At 67.7% G+C, this 14,299-nt stretch carries 11 protein-coding genes; 5 read left to right on the top strand and 6 right to left on the bottom strand.

Going from position 1 to position 14,299, the window contains the following annotated elements:
- Positions 1 to 106 precede the first annotated feature (106 nt).
- Genes ACGLHS_RS01850 through ACGLHS_RS01840 form a run of 3 tightly spaced genes read right to left on the bottom strand, consistent with a single transcriptional unit; the run spans position 107 to position 3,032 of the window.
- Positions 107 to 1,093: a PDR/VanB family oxidoreductase gene (locus tag ACGLHS_RS01850; protein WP_093236936.1), complete on the bottom strand. Its 987-nt coding sequence runs from the start codon at positions 1,091 to 1,093 to the stop codon at positions 107 to 109.
- A 44-nt stretch (positions 1,094 to 1,137) separates the two neighbouring features.
- On the bottom strand, positions 1,138 to 1,914 hold the full coding sequence (locus tag ACGLHS_RS01845) for a GntR family transcriptional regulator (RefSeq protein WP_394476344.1): 777 nt from the start codon (positions 1,912 to 1,914) through the stop codon (positions 1,138 to 1,140).
- On the bottom strand, positions 1,911 to 3,032 hold the full coding sequence (locus ACGLHS_RS01840) for a Rieske 2Fe-2S domain-containing protein (protein ID WP_394476342.1): 1,122 nt from the start codon (positions 3,030 to 3,032) through the stop codon (positions 1,911 to 1,913). Before ACGLHS_RS01840 ends, ACGLHS_RS01845 begins: the two co-directional genes overlap by 4 nt.
- A 146-nt stretch (positions 3,033 to 3,178) precedes the next feature.
- Between ACGLHS_RS01840 and ACGLHS_RS01835 the strand changes: the two genes are divergently transcribed.
- The 4 genes from ACGLHS_RS01835 (at position 3,179) to ACGLHS_RS01820 (ending at position 8,577) form a co-directional block, all read left to right on the top strand.
- A complete protein-coding gene (locus ACGLHS_RS01835) occupies positions 3,179 to 4,300 on the top strand; it encodes a 5-methyltetrahydropteroyltriglutamate--homocysteine S-methyltransferase (RefSeq protein ID WP_093236933.1) in 1,122 nt (373 codons plus the stop codon).
- Between the two features lie 27 nt (positions 4,301 to 4,327).
- Positions 4,328 to 5,002, top strand: a complete 675-nt coding sequence (locus tag ACGLHS_RS01830; protein WP_394476339.1) for a glutathione S-transferase family protein — start codon at positions 4,328 to 4,330, stop codon at positions 5,000 to 5,002.
- 37 nt (positions 5,003 to 5,039) lie between these two features.
- Positions 5,040 to 6,419, top strand: a complete 1,380-nt coding sequence (locus ACGLHS_RS01825; protein ID WP_394476337.1) for a phospholipase D-like domain-containing protein — start codon at positions 5,040 to 5,042, stop codon at positions 6,417 to 6,419.
- Between the two features lie 388 nt (positions 6,420 to 6,807).
- On the top strand, positions 6,808 to 8,577 hold the full coding sequence (locus ACGLHS_RS01820) for an Ig-like domain-containing protein (RefSeq protein ID WP_394476335.1): 1,770 nt from the start codon (positions 6,808 to 6,810) through the stop codon (positions 8,575 to 8,577).
- A gap of 42 nt (positions 8,578 to 8,619) precedes the next feature.
- On the opposite strand, the gene ACGLHS_RS01815 is transcribed toward ACGLHS_RS01820, so the two are convergent.
- Positions 8,620 to 9,726 carry an ROK family protein gene (locus ACGLHS_RS01815; protein ID WP_394476333.1) on the bottom strand — a complete coding sequence of 369 codons (1,107 nt, stop codon included), beginning with the start codon at positions 9,724 to 9,726 and terminating at the stop codon, positions 8,620 to 8,622.
- Positions 9,727 to 9,837: 111 nt separating this feature from the next.
- Between ACGLHS_RS01815 and ACGLHS_RS01810 the strand changes: the two genes are divergently transcribed.
- A complete protein-coding gene (locus ACGLHS_RS01810) occupies positions 9,838 to 11,391 on the top strand; it encodes a glycine betaine ABC transporter substrate-binding protein (RefSeq protein WP_394476330.1) in 1,554 nt (517 codons plus the stop codon).
- 7 nt (positions 11,392 to 11,398) lie between these two features.
- On the opposite strand, the gene ACGLHS_RS01805 is transcribed toward ACGLHS_RS01810, so the two are convergent.
- Positions 11,399 to 12,835: an aldehyde dehydrogenase family protein gene (locus ACGLHS_RS01805; protein WP_394476328.1), complete on the bottom strand. Its 1,437-nt coding sequence runs from the start codon at positions 12,833 to 12,835 to the stop codon at positions 11,399 to 11,401.
- Between the two features lie 94 nt (positions 12,836 to 12,929).
- Complete coding sequence (gudD, locus tag ACGLHS_RS01800) at positions 12,930 to 14,291, bottom strand: glucarate dehydratase (RefSeq protein ID WP_394476326.1); 1,362 nt, start codon at positions 14,289 to 14,291, stop codon at positions 12,930 to 12,932.
- Between the last annotated feature and the right edge of the window lie 8 nt (positions 14,292 to 14,299).

The raw sequence follows: 14,299 nt of genomic DNA, 5'->3' as shown, positions 1-14,299 counted from the left end.
GGCGGAGCAGGCAATCACCTACCCGGCCTCCGCCGCGAGGCTTTGTTGCGCGATCAACAAATGAACTGCGCGATGATCGCGCAACGCTGTCTTCGACTTGAAAGAATCAGCTGTCGGCGCGGTACGCGGAGTCCAGCGTGAGCGTACCCACCGCGCGTGACACGCACGCGCAGATGCGGGTGGCGGCCTGTTTTTCGTGCTCGCCGAGGAACACGTCGCGGTGGTCGATCTCGCCGTCGACGGCGAGCACGTCCATGGCGCACAGGCCGCACTCGCCGCGCTTGCAGTCCCACAGCGTCTGCACGCCGGCCGCGTCGAGGGCTTCGAGCAGCGTGCAATCGGCCGGCACGGTGATGGCCAGGTCGTGCCGGGGAATGCGGACCTGGAAGGATTGCGTTGCCAGCCGGCCGCTGCTGCCGAAGGTCTCGAAGCGCAGGTCTTCGAGGGGGCGGCCGGCCGCATGCCAGGCGCGCTTGACGGCCTCGAGCATCGGCACCGGGCCGCAGGTGTAGAGCTGGCCGCCGGGCGGCAGCGCGGCGATGGCGGCGGCGAAGTCGATGGGCGCCGAGCCTTCGTGTGCGGCGACGCCCTCGCCCAGCGCTTCGCGCAGTTGGTCGAGGTAGCCGAACTCGCCCGCATGGCGCGCGCCATAAAGCATCTGCACCGGCACGCCGCTGCGCCGCGCATGGGCACCGAGGCGCTGCGCCATCAGCACCAGCGGCGTGATGCCGATGCCGCCCGCCACCAGCAGGTAGCCGGGTGCCGAGAGGTCGAGCGCAAAGTGGTTCTGCGGCGCGCTCACCTGCAGGCGGTCGCCCACGGCCAGCCGCCACATCGCGAGCGAACCGCCACGGCCGTCGTCGAGCCGCTTGACGGCGATGCGCCAGCACTGGCCGTCGCCCTCGCCGACCAGCGAATACGAGCGGGTCTGCACACGGCCCTGCGCCGTCATCACCTGCACCTGCAGGTGAGCGCCGGGCTCATAGGCAGAGGCAAAGCCCGCATCGGGCCGCAGCTCGAACTCGCGCACGGTGGGCGTGACGTCGCGCAGCGCAACGACCTGCGCCTGCATCCATTGAAGATCGCTTTTCATCGGGGGAACACCAACAAGCAAACAGGGAAAGGAAAAGGGGTCAGTCAGCCGCGGCGGCGGATCAGTTGCACGCCGGGCAGCGGGCGTTGCTCGGCGGTGGGCGTGCCATGCAGCGCCTCGCGCAGGTTGCGCCGCGCGATGCGGCTGTGCTCGCGCATGAGCGCTTCGGCGCGCGAGCCTTCGCCGGACTCGATGGCATCGAGCACCTGCACGTGCTGGTCTTGCGCGATCACGAGCATGTCGCGCGCGGCCGGCGAGTTGGCCTGCACGATCACGAAGCCCGAGGGCGAAGCGAACGGCAGGTTGACCACCCGCTCCAGCTGTTGCGCGATGACGGGGCTGCCTGCCATTTCGCAGAGCAGCGCATGAAAGCGCTCGTTGTGCGTCACGTAGCGCGAGAAGGCCGCGTCGTCGAGCGCGGGCTCGCGCAGCAGTTCGTCGATGCGCGTGAGGCAGGCGCGCGCTTCGCGCAGCACCACGGGCGCCGCGCCGCGTTCGGCCGCCAGCCGCGCGACCAGCCCTTCGAGCGTGCCGCGCAGCTCGATGGCGTCGGCCACGTCGCGCTCGGAAAAGGTACGCACCGCATAGCCGCCGTTGGGCAGCGCTTCGAGCAGGCCTTCCTGTTCGAGCCGCATCAGCGCGGTGCGCACCGGCGTGCGCGACACGCCGAGCTGTTCGGAGATGGCCACCTCGGCAATGCGCGCGCCGCCGGGCAGGTCGCCCGCAAGGATCATTTCGCGCAGCCGCAGCTGCGCCTTCACGGCCTGCGAGCTGCCGCTGTCGCCGGGTTCGCCGGCGGGGGAAACGGTGGCGACCTTCATGCTGTCTGCGCCTGTGTTTGCGCTGCCTCGATCGGGCGAATCGGAATCGCGGCACGCGCGGGCTTTTCCTTCTCGACCATGCGGTCGATCAGCCGGCGCGCCCACATCGAACCGGCGTCGATGTTGAGGTTGTAGAACTGATGGTCGGGGTGGTCGTCCATCGCCTTCTGCTGCGCTTCGAGCACGAGTTCGTCTTCACGGAAGATGCCCGCCACGCCTTCGCGCAGCTCGTGCGTCAGGCGTTGTTCGCCCAGGCAGTAGTTGCGCGCGAAGGCCCAGAAGTACAGGCAGGTCTTGTCGGTCTCGGGCGTGATGGTGTTGAGCACGTAGCCGTTGACGCCCTTGCTGCGGTCGCCGGGGTTGCCGTGACTGGGCACCGCGCCGCTGCCCGCCTCGGCCACGCCGACGTCGATGTTCACCGTGCACGGGCCTTCGAAGCGAATGATCTGCCAGCGGTCGACCTTGCCGGTGTAGCCGCGTGCATGGCGGATCTGGCCGCCCCAGAACGGCGGTGGGTCGATGCTTTCCATCCAGCGCGTGACGGTGGCCGAGCGGTCGCCGTGCGTGGCGACGAAAGGCGCCTCGGCCACTTCGCGGTTGCCGATCGAGGAGCCGTGCACGAAGGTCTCGTGCGTGAGGTCCATGAGGTTGTCGACCACGAGCCGGTAGTCGCAGTTGACGCGGATCATCTTGCCGTCGCCGGCCCAGGCGGGGTCGTCGTTCCAGTGCATGTCGGGCACCAGCGCCGGATCGGCCTTGGCCGGATCGCCGGGCCAGATCCACACGAAGCGGTGCTTCTCGACCACCGGAAAGCTGCGCACGCAGGCCGAGGGGTTGAGCGTTTCCTGGCTCGGCATGTGGGTGCAGCGGCCCTGGCTGTTGTAGACGAGGCCGTGGTAGCCGCAAACCAGTTCGTCGCCTTCGAGGCGGCCGAGCGACAGCGGCATGAGGCGGTGCCAGCAGGCGTCTTCGAGCACGGCGACCTGCCCGTCGGTGCGGCGGAACAGCACCACCTTCTGGTTGCAGATCGTGCGCGGCAGCAGGGCGTGACGCACTTCGACGTCGTAGGCAGCGGCGTACCAGGCGTTCAATGGAAAGGCGGTCGTGGGCGTTTTCATGAATACTCAATGTATACAGAAATTAAGAAATTTCCAGCTCAAATCGCCAATTCGAGGGTAAATACCGAGTTATCTGTATACAAACAAGGTAGCTTCGAAGGCTTTACGATTTGCCGTTCGTTTCCCAGCCACGACGGAGTTCATCCATGTCCCAGCACGCCGCCCTGCCCGCCCGCTACGACCACGTGGGCAGTTTCCTGCGCCCCAAATACCTGCTCGAAGCACGCGAGCAGAAGGCCAAGGGTGAGATCACGCCCGAGCAACTGCGCAAGGTCGAAGACCAGGCCATCACCGAGATCGTCAAGTTCCAGGAAGACATTGGCCTCAAGAGCATCACCGACGGCGAGTTCCGCCGCACCTACTTCCACATCGACTTTCTCGACCAGCTCGGCGGCGTGAAGACCGACATTCCAGTCACCATCCGCAAGCCCGACGGCACCGAAGAACTGGCGCCGCCCGCGATGCGCGTGATCGACAAGGTGCGCCACGTCAAGGACATCCAGCTCGCCGACTTCCAGTACCTCAAGAGCCAGGTCTCGGCGGGCCGCACGCCGAAGGTGACCATTCCTTCGCCGACCATGCTGCACTTCCGCGGCGGCCGCGCCGGCATCAGCAAAGAGGCGTATCCCGAACTCGACCCGGTGTTCTACGACGACGTGGCCAAGGCCTACGGCGACGAGCTGCGCTCGCTGGCCGCCGCCGGCTGCACCTACGTGCAGATGGACGACACCAACCTCGCCTACCTGTGCGACGAGCACATGCGCGAAGCGGCCCGCAAGCGCGGCGACGACCCGAACGAACTGCCGCACCGCTACGCCGCCTTCATCAACAAGGTGGTCGCGCAGAAGCCGCCGGGCATGCTGCTGGCCATGCACCTGTGCCGCGGCAACTTCAAGAGCACGCACGCGGCCGCCGGCAACTACGAGCCCGTGGCCGAGGCGCTGCTGAAAGAGATGGACCTCGACGCCTACTTCATGGAATACGACGACGCCCGCTCGGGCGACTTCAAGCCGCTGCGCTACCTGCCCAAGGGCAAGACGGTGGTGCTCGGCCTCGTGACCACGAAGTTCGGCCAGATGGAAGACAAGGACGAGCTCAAGCGCCGCATCGAAGACGCCGCCAAGTACGTGCCGCTCGAGCAGCTCGCGCTGTCGCCGCAGTGCGGCTTCTCGAGCACCGTGCACGGCAACAACATCGCGGTGGAAGCGCAGCGCAACAAGCTGCGCCTGGTGGTCGAGACGGCGCAGGAGGTCTGGGGCTCGACCTGAGGCGTTGTTTCTGGTGAAGTCGGGGGCATGACGACTCACATCTATTCCGGCCCCCTCAGCATGTTCGGCGCCAAGGTCGAGATCGCGGCACGCGAAAAAAACGTGCCCTTCGAACTGGTCATGGTGCCCTTCGTCGAAGGCGACGCCTACGAGCCCAAGCACCCCGAGGTGCTTCGGGTCAACCCCGTCAAGCAGCAGGTGCCCGTGCTGGTCGACGACGAGGTTTCGCTGTTCGATTCGACGCAGATCTTCGAGTACCTCGAAGACCGCTACCCCGCACCGGCATCGCTCGCACTGTGGCCCCAAGGCATTGCCGAGCGGGCCCGCGCGCGGCAGCTGGAGCAGAAGTCCGACGAGGTCTTCTTTCCGAACGTCATCAAGCTCTTCGGCCTGCAGGAGGCCATGCAGAGCCCTCCCGCGATCGCGGCCTGCGCCGGCTGCGCGCGTTTCTACGAAGAAATGGAAGGCCTGCTGGGCACGCGCGAGTACCTCGCGGGCCCGTATTCCTTCGCGGACATCGCCTTCTACATGGCGCACGTGTTCGCCGACCGCAAGGGTGCCGGCATGACCAGCGCCACGCCGCGCCTCGTGGCTTGGCGCGACCGCGTGGGCGACCGGCCGGCCGTGCGCGCGGTGGTCGATCCGATGATGCGGTTCCTGGCCTCGCAAGGGCGCGGCGTGCCGGCCTTCCTGCAGCGCTGACCGGGCGAGAGCGCGGCACTGAGGCATCATCGGCCCCATGCCGAATACAAGGTTCGACTGGCTGCCTTCGCCGTCGCAGCATTTTCTCGTCGTCACTTTTGCGCTGCTGGTCTATGTGCTGACCACGCGCGCACGCCGCGAACAGCGCGCCCCCACCACGGCCATTGCCTGGGTCATGGGGCTGGTACTGCTGCCCTATTTCATCCTGCCGATGTACCTGCTGTTCGGCCAGCGCAAGCTGCGCCCGGCGGGTTCGCCACGGCCGCCGCGCTCGGTGCCGCCGGGGCACTGGGCGGCCGACCTGATCGAGAGCTTCGGCCTTGCGCCGCCGGGGCGCTGCGCGATCCGCATGCACGCCGACGGCGAGGCCGCGCGCGAAGCACTGTGGCAGGTGATCGACGGCGCACGCGAGCGCATCGACGTGTGCACCTTCATCATCGGCAACGACGATCTCGGCCATGCGGTGATCGCGCGGCTGGCGCAGCGCGCGCGCGAAGGCATCAAGGTGCGCGTGCTGCTCGACGGCTTCGGTGCGCTGTCGCTGCCGCGCCATCACTTCGACCTGCTGCGCGCGGCGGGCGGCGAGGTGGCGGTGTTCCGCCCCTTCTTCAGCCTGCGCCGTATCGGCCCGCGCAACCTGCGCAACCACCGCAAGTTCACCATAGCGGACGACGCCTGGCTCTGGTCGGGCGGGCGCAACCTTGCGGGCGAATACTTCACCGGCAACGCCAAGCACCCCGAAGCCTGGCGCGACCTGTCCTTCGACCTGCACGGCAGCGTGGCCGCAGCCGCCTCGCGCCAGTTCGACCACGACTGGACCTCGGTGCGCCCGCGCAAGGCGCGAGCGATCACGGCCGAAGACGTGCCCGAGGGCCCGGGCACCGCCATGGCCCAGTTCCTGCCGAGCGGCCCCGACCAGACCGAGGACACCGCGCACGCCCTCTTGATCGACGCGTGCTTTCGCGCCGAGCACCGCCTGCTGGCGATCACGCCCTACTTCGTGCCCGGCGACGGCCTGCGCGATGCGTTGCGGCTGGCCGCGCGGCGCGGCGTGCAGGTGACCATTGCCATGCCCGCGCAATCGAACCACCGCCTGGCCGACTTCGTGCGCGCCCGCGCCATGCGCGACCTGGCGCGCGCCGGCGTGAGCTTTCGCATGCTGCCCTTCATGGCCCACGCCAAGGCCGTGGTGGTCGATGACGAACTGGCGATGTGCGGCTCGATCAACCTCGACCTGCGCAGCCTGCTGCTCAATCACGAGGCGAACGTGGTGTTCTACGGGCAGGCCGACATCGAATGGCTGGCCGAGTGGATCGAGACCACTGCCTCGGCCGGCGAGCCCTACCGCGCGCGGCGTCCGGGCCTGGTGCGTGACGTGGCCGAGGGGCTGCTGCTCACCGTCGCTTTCCAGCTCTAGGCCCTAAACCCTAGCCAGCCACCGCAGGGCATCCGATGCCCTTTGCCGTGACAAACTGCCCAAATAATAGGCAGGCACTACAGCGGGGCAAGCCCCATTCCTACGGGCCCAAAATTTAAAATTGAGGCCTTACTGGTTACCGCAACGTCGTGTTGGGGAATGAGCGGTCCGCTCTTCATCTCATCGACAGGCAACCAGCCCCCGCACTTCGGAAGCATCGGCGCCCTTCAGGGCGCATCGCCTTCGGCGAATTCGATGTGATGCAAAAGCGTGACCGGCAAAGGTGGTCTCGGGCGGGGTTTGCGTGCTTCGTGCAGCCCGGGTCCATCGGGTCGCCTGAAGCGACTCCCCTTTGATTTTTGCCGAGTCCCCCTGCGGGAAAAAATCGATGCGATCCGTTGATTCGCTGCTGGCGCGTGCGCGCCGGCTGGGCGCAGCCATGCCTTTTTTTGCATTGGCCTGCGCGATGTTGCTGCTGCTTTCCGTGTGCGTGCCCGCCCGGGCTGCTATGGACGAGGTCGGCCGTGCCACGCCCAGCGTGCACCGTCTGAAGTTCTTCGTCGACCCCCAGCTGGTGGCCGACATCGGCGTGCCCGAAGCAGGACGCCGGCTTGCACAGTACGTGGCCGACATCAACACGGTGTTCACGCGCGAAACCGTGCGCAGCTTCGTCTTCGATCCCGCGAAAGACCTGCGCGTCGTCGCGCCGGGGTCGGCGCCGCAGTGCGGCTTCAATGGCGTGGCCGAGCGCGAGGTCGTGCTGTGCGTGTCGAAGTCGCAGAGCGGCTACAGCCACGGCGGCCTGACCACGAGCACCACCTTCCCGCCCAAGGGCGTGACCTGGAACCTCAACTGGACCGCCATTCACGATCCGCTGCGCCTGACGCGCACGATCTCCCCCGCCGCGCCCGAGTCCACCGAGAAGGACTACCTCGGCCGCCAGCTCAAGACCCTGCTGCATGAGCTCGAACACGTTTTCGGCGCGGGCTCCGGCGAGTACTACAACGCCACCGCCGTGACCGACACCACCGGCATCGCGCCGAAGGCCGACCTGGAACTGGCGAACCCGACCGACCGCTACTGGTGGCCGCGCCAGCACTGGCGGCTCGACCCCTTGCTGGGCACCGTCTTCGAGGAGCGCTTCGACCCCGCCGCCAACCGCGTCGCCACGCTGGAGATGATCCGCTTCACCGCAGGCACCAAGGCCAACATCAACACCGACTGGAGCGACTGGCCCCGGCTCGGCACCTCGAAGTACATGGCCGCAACCACCGCCACGCAGGTGCGCGTGACCGACGCCGCGACCGGCGCCGCACTGGCCGGCGCGCTGGTCTCGGTCTGGCGCGACCCCGGCGCGCGCAAGCCGCTGGAGCTTCTGGTGCAAGGCGCGACCGACGCGAACGGCCGCTTCGCCTTCGACTGGCACTGCGGCTTCAGCTGCTTCGCCGTCGGCAAGACGAACCTGCTGGTGAAGGCGCAGTCGCCGGAGCGCGCACCGGGCGCGACCTGGTTCACGATCTTCGATGCCTTCGAGCAGAAGGCCGTGCAGGGCCAGTCGGCCTTCACCATCGACCTGCCGCTCGGCGTTCGCGACACCGACAAGCCGACCGTGTCGCTCGCCGCCCCGGCCATGGCCACGGTCGGCCAGCCCACCACCCTTGCGCCGGTGGCGATCGACAACGTCGGCGTGGCCGGCGTCAAGGTCGTCGGCACCAACAGCCTGCCGATCTGCACCTTCACCGCGCCGCCGTACACCTGCACGTGGACGCCGACCACACCCGGCACGCAGACGATCCACGTGATCGCGATCGATGCGGCGGGCAATGCGTCCGTCGCATCCGCCAACGTGATCGTCAACCCGCCGGCCGACACCGTCGCTCCGAGCGCGACGCTGGCCGCGCCGCAGGACGCGGTGGTGGGCATGGCAACGCGGCTGTCCGCCACGGCTTCCGACAACGTCGGCGTGGCCGAGCTGAAGTTCATCGTCGACGGCCGCACCATGTGTGCGCTGAAGGCCGCGCCCTATGTGTGCGCATGGACGCCCGCGAAGGCCGGCGCCGCCAACATCGAGCTGCGCGTTGCCGACGCGGCCGGCAACATCGTGGCCACCTCGGCCAATGTCCGCGTCGATGCGGGCCTGCGCCCCGAAGACATGTAGTGCAAGGCGAGGCGGCGAGAAAGAACGCCGTCGCCTTGCTTGTCACCCCCGGTTGGTGAAGCTCGCGTTGCCCAGCCCCGTGCCGATGGTCAGCACGCCCCAGTGCCGCACATCGCGCATGAAGGGCAGTTCACTCAGGCCCTGCACCACCGCGTCGTTGTGCATCAGCACCAGCGTCGCGCCCGAGTCCATCATCGGCATGCGGCGCCACAGCGCGCTGGGCAGATGGAAGGCCTCGCTCTCCCAATCGCCGGGCAGGTTCTGTGCGCCGCGAGCAATCGAGCCGTCCTGCCGGATCAGCCCCGGGCAGCCGATGCCGATGAAGGGCGCGAGCCGGATCTTCTTGCGCTCGCTGTAGACCACCATGTCTTCGAGCATGTCGGCGATGTGCTCCACCATGCCACCGCGGTTCGGCCCTTCGTCGGCGTGGCGCCATTTCTCGCGCCGCACCACCTCGGCCAGCGAGAAGTCGGGCGCCCTGCGGTGCCGCGTCTTGACGATGCCGCAGCGCACGTTGGTGCCGCCGATGTCCAGCGCGAGGATCGCGTCGTGCTTCTTCAGCATGGCGGGCGGCGTGAGATGCACCCAGCCGATCAGGCCGCCGTCGTCCACGTTGTGCGACAGGCGGCCAAGCTGCACGTGCAGGCCCATGTCTTCGAGGATGGCCCCCGCTTGCAGAATCGCGCGCTCGCCCACGTCGCTCTCGGGAAAGCCGCCACCGACCACGATGCGCTGCACCTTCCGCCACGAAGGCTGACGCATGAAACGCTGGATCACGAAGGCCAGCTCTTCCGCAAACTCCTCGATGGCGCCGTGCATCACGTCGGCGGCTTCGGAGGCCTTCTTCTCCTGCAGCGCGCGGTCGAGTTCCTTCTTGCTGAGGTCGCGCGAATGCGATCGGCCCAGCGGGTCCTTGCCAGCCTTGCGGCGTCGCTTGCGCCAGCGTTCGAGCAGCTCCCTGAAAGCCGTCTGGCTCGCCTGGTCGCCGACGAAGCCGTCCTTGTCGCGCAACTGCAGGCTGTAGCCGTCGACCTGCAGGCCGGGCAGCTTGCGCAGGCCGTGGACGTCGGGGCCGGGCAGGTCGCTCTTGTGCGGCTTGTGCGGTTGGGGTCTGGTCTTGGCTTTGGTCTTGGGCTGCTTGGACTTCATGGCTGCTAACTATGGACGGCCGCACAGCGCCGGCGCATCGGCTCCGCGCACCTCGGCGTGTAGGAGACGGACGGGTACTCCGCGCAAAGAGATGTCTATACACTGGCCCGGATGCCCCTGCACCGCCGCCTCTGGCACACAGCCCTGTTGCTCTCCCTTGCCTGGCTTGCGGCCATCTCGCCCGCGCAGGCCGCCGACGAGCCGCTGCGCGTCGGCTCCAAGCGCTTCACCGAGTCGTACATCCTGGCCGAGCTGCTGGCACAGACGGCCGCGCCGCACACCGCATCGCCGCCCATGGTGCGGCAAGGGCTGGGCAACACGGCGATCGTCTACGAGGCGCTGCGCTCGGGCGCCATCGACCTCTATGCCGAATACACCGGCACCATCGCGCTCGAAATCCTCAAGGGCTCGCCAGCGGAAACGCGCGAGGCCATGAACGCCGCGCTCGCGCCGATGGGCCTGGGCGTGGCCATTCCGCTCGGCTTCAACGACGGCTATGCGCTGGCGGTGCGGGCGGCCGATGCCGACCGGCTCGGCCTGCGCACGCTGAGCGACCTGGCGAAGCACCCCGAACTCAAGCTCGGCCTGTCGAACGAATTCCTCGGCCGCGCCGATGGCTGGAAGGGGTTGGCCTCGCGCTACGGCTTCACGCAGACGCCGACCGGCCTCGACCACGGCCTGGCCTACGAGGCGGTGGCCGCCAAGCAGATCGACGCCATCGACATCTACACCACCGACGCCAAGATCGACCACCTCGGCCTGCGCGTGCTCGAAGACGACAAGAAATACTTTCCGCGTTACGACGCGGTGGTGCTCTACAGGCTCGACCTGCCCACGCGGCTGCCCAAGGCATGGGCCGCGCTGCAAGCGCTCGAAGGCAAGGTCGACGAGCACGCAATGATCGCGATGAATGCGCGCGCCGAACTGCAGAGCGCGCCCTTCGACGTGATCGCGCGCGACTTCATCGCCAGCACCGGCAAGACCGGCGCGGCACCGGCGCAGGAAGCCCGGCGCGGCTTCACCGCCAAGCTGTTCGGCCCCGACCTCTGGAAGCTGGCGCGCCAGCATTTGCTGCTGGTGGCGTTGTCGGTGGGCGTTGCCATCCTGATCGGCGTGCCCATCGCGATCCTGGTGTTCTCGCACGTGCGGCTGCGTGCCGTGGTGCTCGGCATCGCGAGCCTGCTGCAGACCGTGCCGTCGCTGGCGCTGCTGGCGGTGCTGATCTCGATGCTCGGCGCCATCGGTGCCCTACCCGCGCTGATCGCGCTCACGCTCTATTCGCTGCTGCCGATCATGCGCAACACGGTGACGGGCCTGGCCGAAGTGCCAAACGGCCTGCGGCTGGCCGGCACCGCGCTCGGCATGACGCCGCCGCAGAGCCTGCAGCTCGTGCTGCTGCCGCTGGCGCTGCCCACGCTGCTGGCGGGCGTGCGGACGGCCACGGCGATTGCCATCGGCACCGCGACCATCGCGGCCTTCATCGGCGCGGGCGGTTTCGGCGAACGCATCGTGACGGGGCTGGCCCTCAACGACCGCGAGCTGCTGCTGGCCGGCGCGCTGCCGGCCGCCGCAATGGCGCTGCTGAGCGAAGGCATCTTCGAACTGCTCGAATTCGCGATGCGCCGCCGCAGGCGCGCACCGCCAAGCTCGCTGCCGCCCGCCTGAAGATCGGTCAGGCCAGCGTGTAGGCGGTCTTCACCGTGGTGAAGAACTCCTGCGCGTACTTGCCCTGCTCGCGCGGGCCGTAGCTGCTGCCCTTGCGGCCGCCGAAGGGCACGTGGTAGTCGACGCCCGCCGTCGGCAGGTTGACCATCACCATGCCGGCCTGGCTGTGGCGCTTGAAGTGCGTGGCGTACTTCAGCGAGGTGGTGGCGATGCCGGCCGAGAGGCCGAACTCGGTGTCGTTGGCGGTGGCCAGCGCCTCTTCGTAGTTCTTCACGCGGATCACGCTCGCGACCGGGCCGAAGATTTCTTCCTTGTTGATGCGCATGGCGGCGGCCGATTCGCTGAACAGCGCGGGCGACATGTAGTAGCCATCGGTCTCCAGCTTCAGGCGTTCGCCGCCGGCTGCCAGCGTGGCGCCTTCGCCCTTGCCGATGGCGACGTATTCCATGTCCTGGTCGAGCTGCGACCTCGAAGAGACCGGGCCCACGTCGGTGCCTTGCGCGAGCGCATCGCCGACCTTGATCTTGGCCATGCGCGCCTTCATCGCCTCGATGAACTTCGGGTAGATGCCTTCGGTCACGATGAGCCGGCTCGATGCGGTGCAGCGCTGGCCGGTCGAATAGAAGGCGCTCTGCACGCTCAACTCCACGGCTTGTGCGAGGTCGGCGTCGTCCAGGATCACCTGCGGGTTCTTGCCGCCCATTTCGAGCTGCACCTTCTTGTGGTTGGTGACGCACTGGATCGCGATGTTGCGGCCCACGCCCACCGAGCCGGTGAAGCTGATCGCATGAATGCCGGGGTGATTCACCAGCGCCTCGCCGATCACGCTGCCACGGCCCATCACGAGGTTGAACACGCCGGCCGGAATGCCCGAGCGGCTGATGATCTCGCTCAGTGCCCAGGCGCTGCCCGGCACGAGGTCGGCAGGCTTGAGCACCACGCAGTTGCCGAAGGCCAGTGCCGGTGCGATCTTCCACGCAGGAATGGCAATGGGAAAGTTCCACGGCGTGATGAGGCCGACCACGCCGACCGGCTCGCGCGTGATCTCGACGCCGATGTTGGGCCGCACCGAAGGCAGCACCTCGCCCGACAGGCGCAGGCATTCGCCCGCGAAGAACTTGAAGATCTGGCCCGCACGCGTGGCTTCGCCGATGCCTTCCGCCTTGGTCTTGCCCTCTTCGCGTGCGAGCAGCGTGCCCAGCTCTTCCTTGCGCGCCAGGATCTCGTTGCCGATCTTGTCGAGCGCGTCGGAGCGCGCCTGGATGCTGCCCGTGGCCCAGGCCGGAAAGGCCGCGGTGGCGGCGGCCACGGCGGCATCGACATGCGCCGCGTCGCCTTGCGTGTACTGGCCCAGCACATCGGCCAGGTTGCTCGGGTTGACGTTGGGGCTGTAGCTTGCGCCGGCACGCCATTCGCCCGCGATCAGGTTGTCGAAGTTCTGCATGAGGGGGTTCCTTGCTTTGCTGCTGCTCGATGAAAAGAAAGAAGCCGGAGCGATGAGGCTCCGGCTGCGGGAATGGAAAACGAAGGCTACGCTTTCAACGAACCATGCATGGTTTCTTGTTGTCGAAAGTCCAGTCGGGAATCAGGTATTGCATCGCCTGCGCATCGTTGCGCGCGCCGAGGCCGTGCTTCAGGTAGAGCTGGTGCGCCTTCTCGACTTCGTCCATGTCGAGTTCGATGCCCAGACCGCCGCGCGTCGGCACCTGCACGAAGCCGCCTTCGATCTGCAGCGGTGCCTTGGTCAGGCGCTGGCCGTCCTGCCAGATCCAGTGCGTGTCGATGGCCGTGACCTTGCCGGGTGCAGCGGCAGCCACGTGCGTGAACATCGCGAGCGACACGTCGAAGTGGTTGTTCGAATGCGAGCCCCACGTCAGGCCCCAGGCCTGGCACAGCTGCGCCACGCGCACCGAGCCCTGCATGGTCCAGAAGTGCGGATCGGCCAGCGGGATGTCGACCGATTGCAGCGAGAGGCTGTGCACCATCTCGCGCCAGTCGGTGGCGACCATGTTGGTCGCGGTCGGCAAGCCGGTGGCACGGCGAAACTCGGCCATCACCTCGCGGCCCGAGAACACGCCTTCGGCGCCGCACGGGTCTTCGGCATAGGCCATCACGCCGTGCAGGTCGCGGCACAGGCGGATCGCATCGGCAAGCAGCCAGCCGCCATTCGGGTCGAGCGTGACGCGCGCCTTCGGAAAGCGCTCGTGCAGCGCACAAATGGCCTCGACTTCTTCTTCGCCGCGCAGCACGCCGCCCTTGAGCTTGAAGTCGGTGAAGCCGTAGCGCGCATGCGTGGCTTCGGCCAGGCGCACGATCGATTCGGGCGTCATGGCTTCTTCGTGGCGCAGGCGGAACCAGTCGTTGTCGGCGCCGGGGTCGGTCTCGTAAGGCAGGTCGGTCTTCTTGCGGTCGCCCACGTAGAAGAGGTAGCCGAGCATCTGCACCGCATCGCGCTGCTGGCCTTCGCCGAGCAATGCTGCCACGGGCACTTCGAGGAACTGGCCCAGCAGGTCGAGCAGCGCGGCCTCGACGGCGGTGACCGCGTGGATGGTCACACGCAGGTCGAAGGTCTGCTGGCCGCGGCCGCCACTGTCGCGGCCGGCAAAAGCGCTGCGCAGGCTGTTGAGCACGGCGTTGTGGCGGCCGATGGGCTGACCCACGATGAGGCCGCGCGCATCTTCGAGCGTCTGGCGGATCTTCTCGCCGCCCGGTACTTCGCCGACGCCGGTGTGGCCGGCGCTGTCGGTCAGGATCAGCAGGTTGCGCGTGAAGAAAGGGCCATGGGCGCCGCTGAGGTTCATCAGCATGCTGTCGTGGCCCGCAACGGGCACCACGCGCATGCCGGTGACGACGGGCGCGCCCGACACGGCGTTGGAAACAACGGATTCAGGACTTGTCATCTTCGGGC

This window comes from Variovorax sp. VaC1 (genome assembly GCF_043658315.1).
Classification (GTDB): domain Bacteria; phylum Pseudomonadota; class Gammaproteobacteria; order Burkholderiales; family Burkholderiaceae_C; genus Variovorax.
The sequence above is the reverse complement of the archived record's forward strand: the minus strand, read 5'-3'. Positions and strand labels throughout refer to the sequence as shown.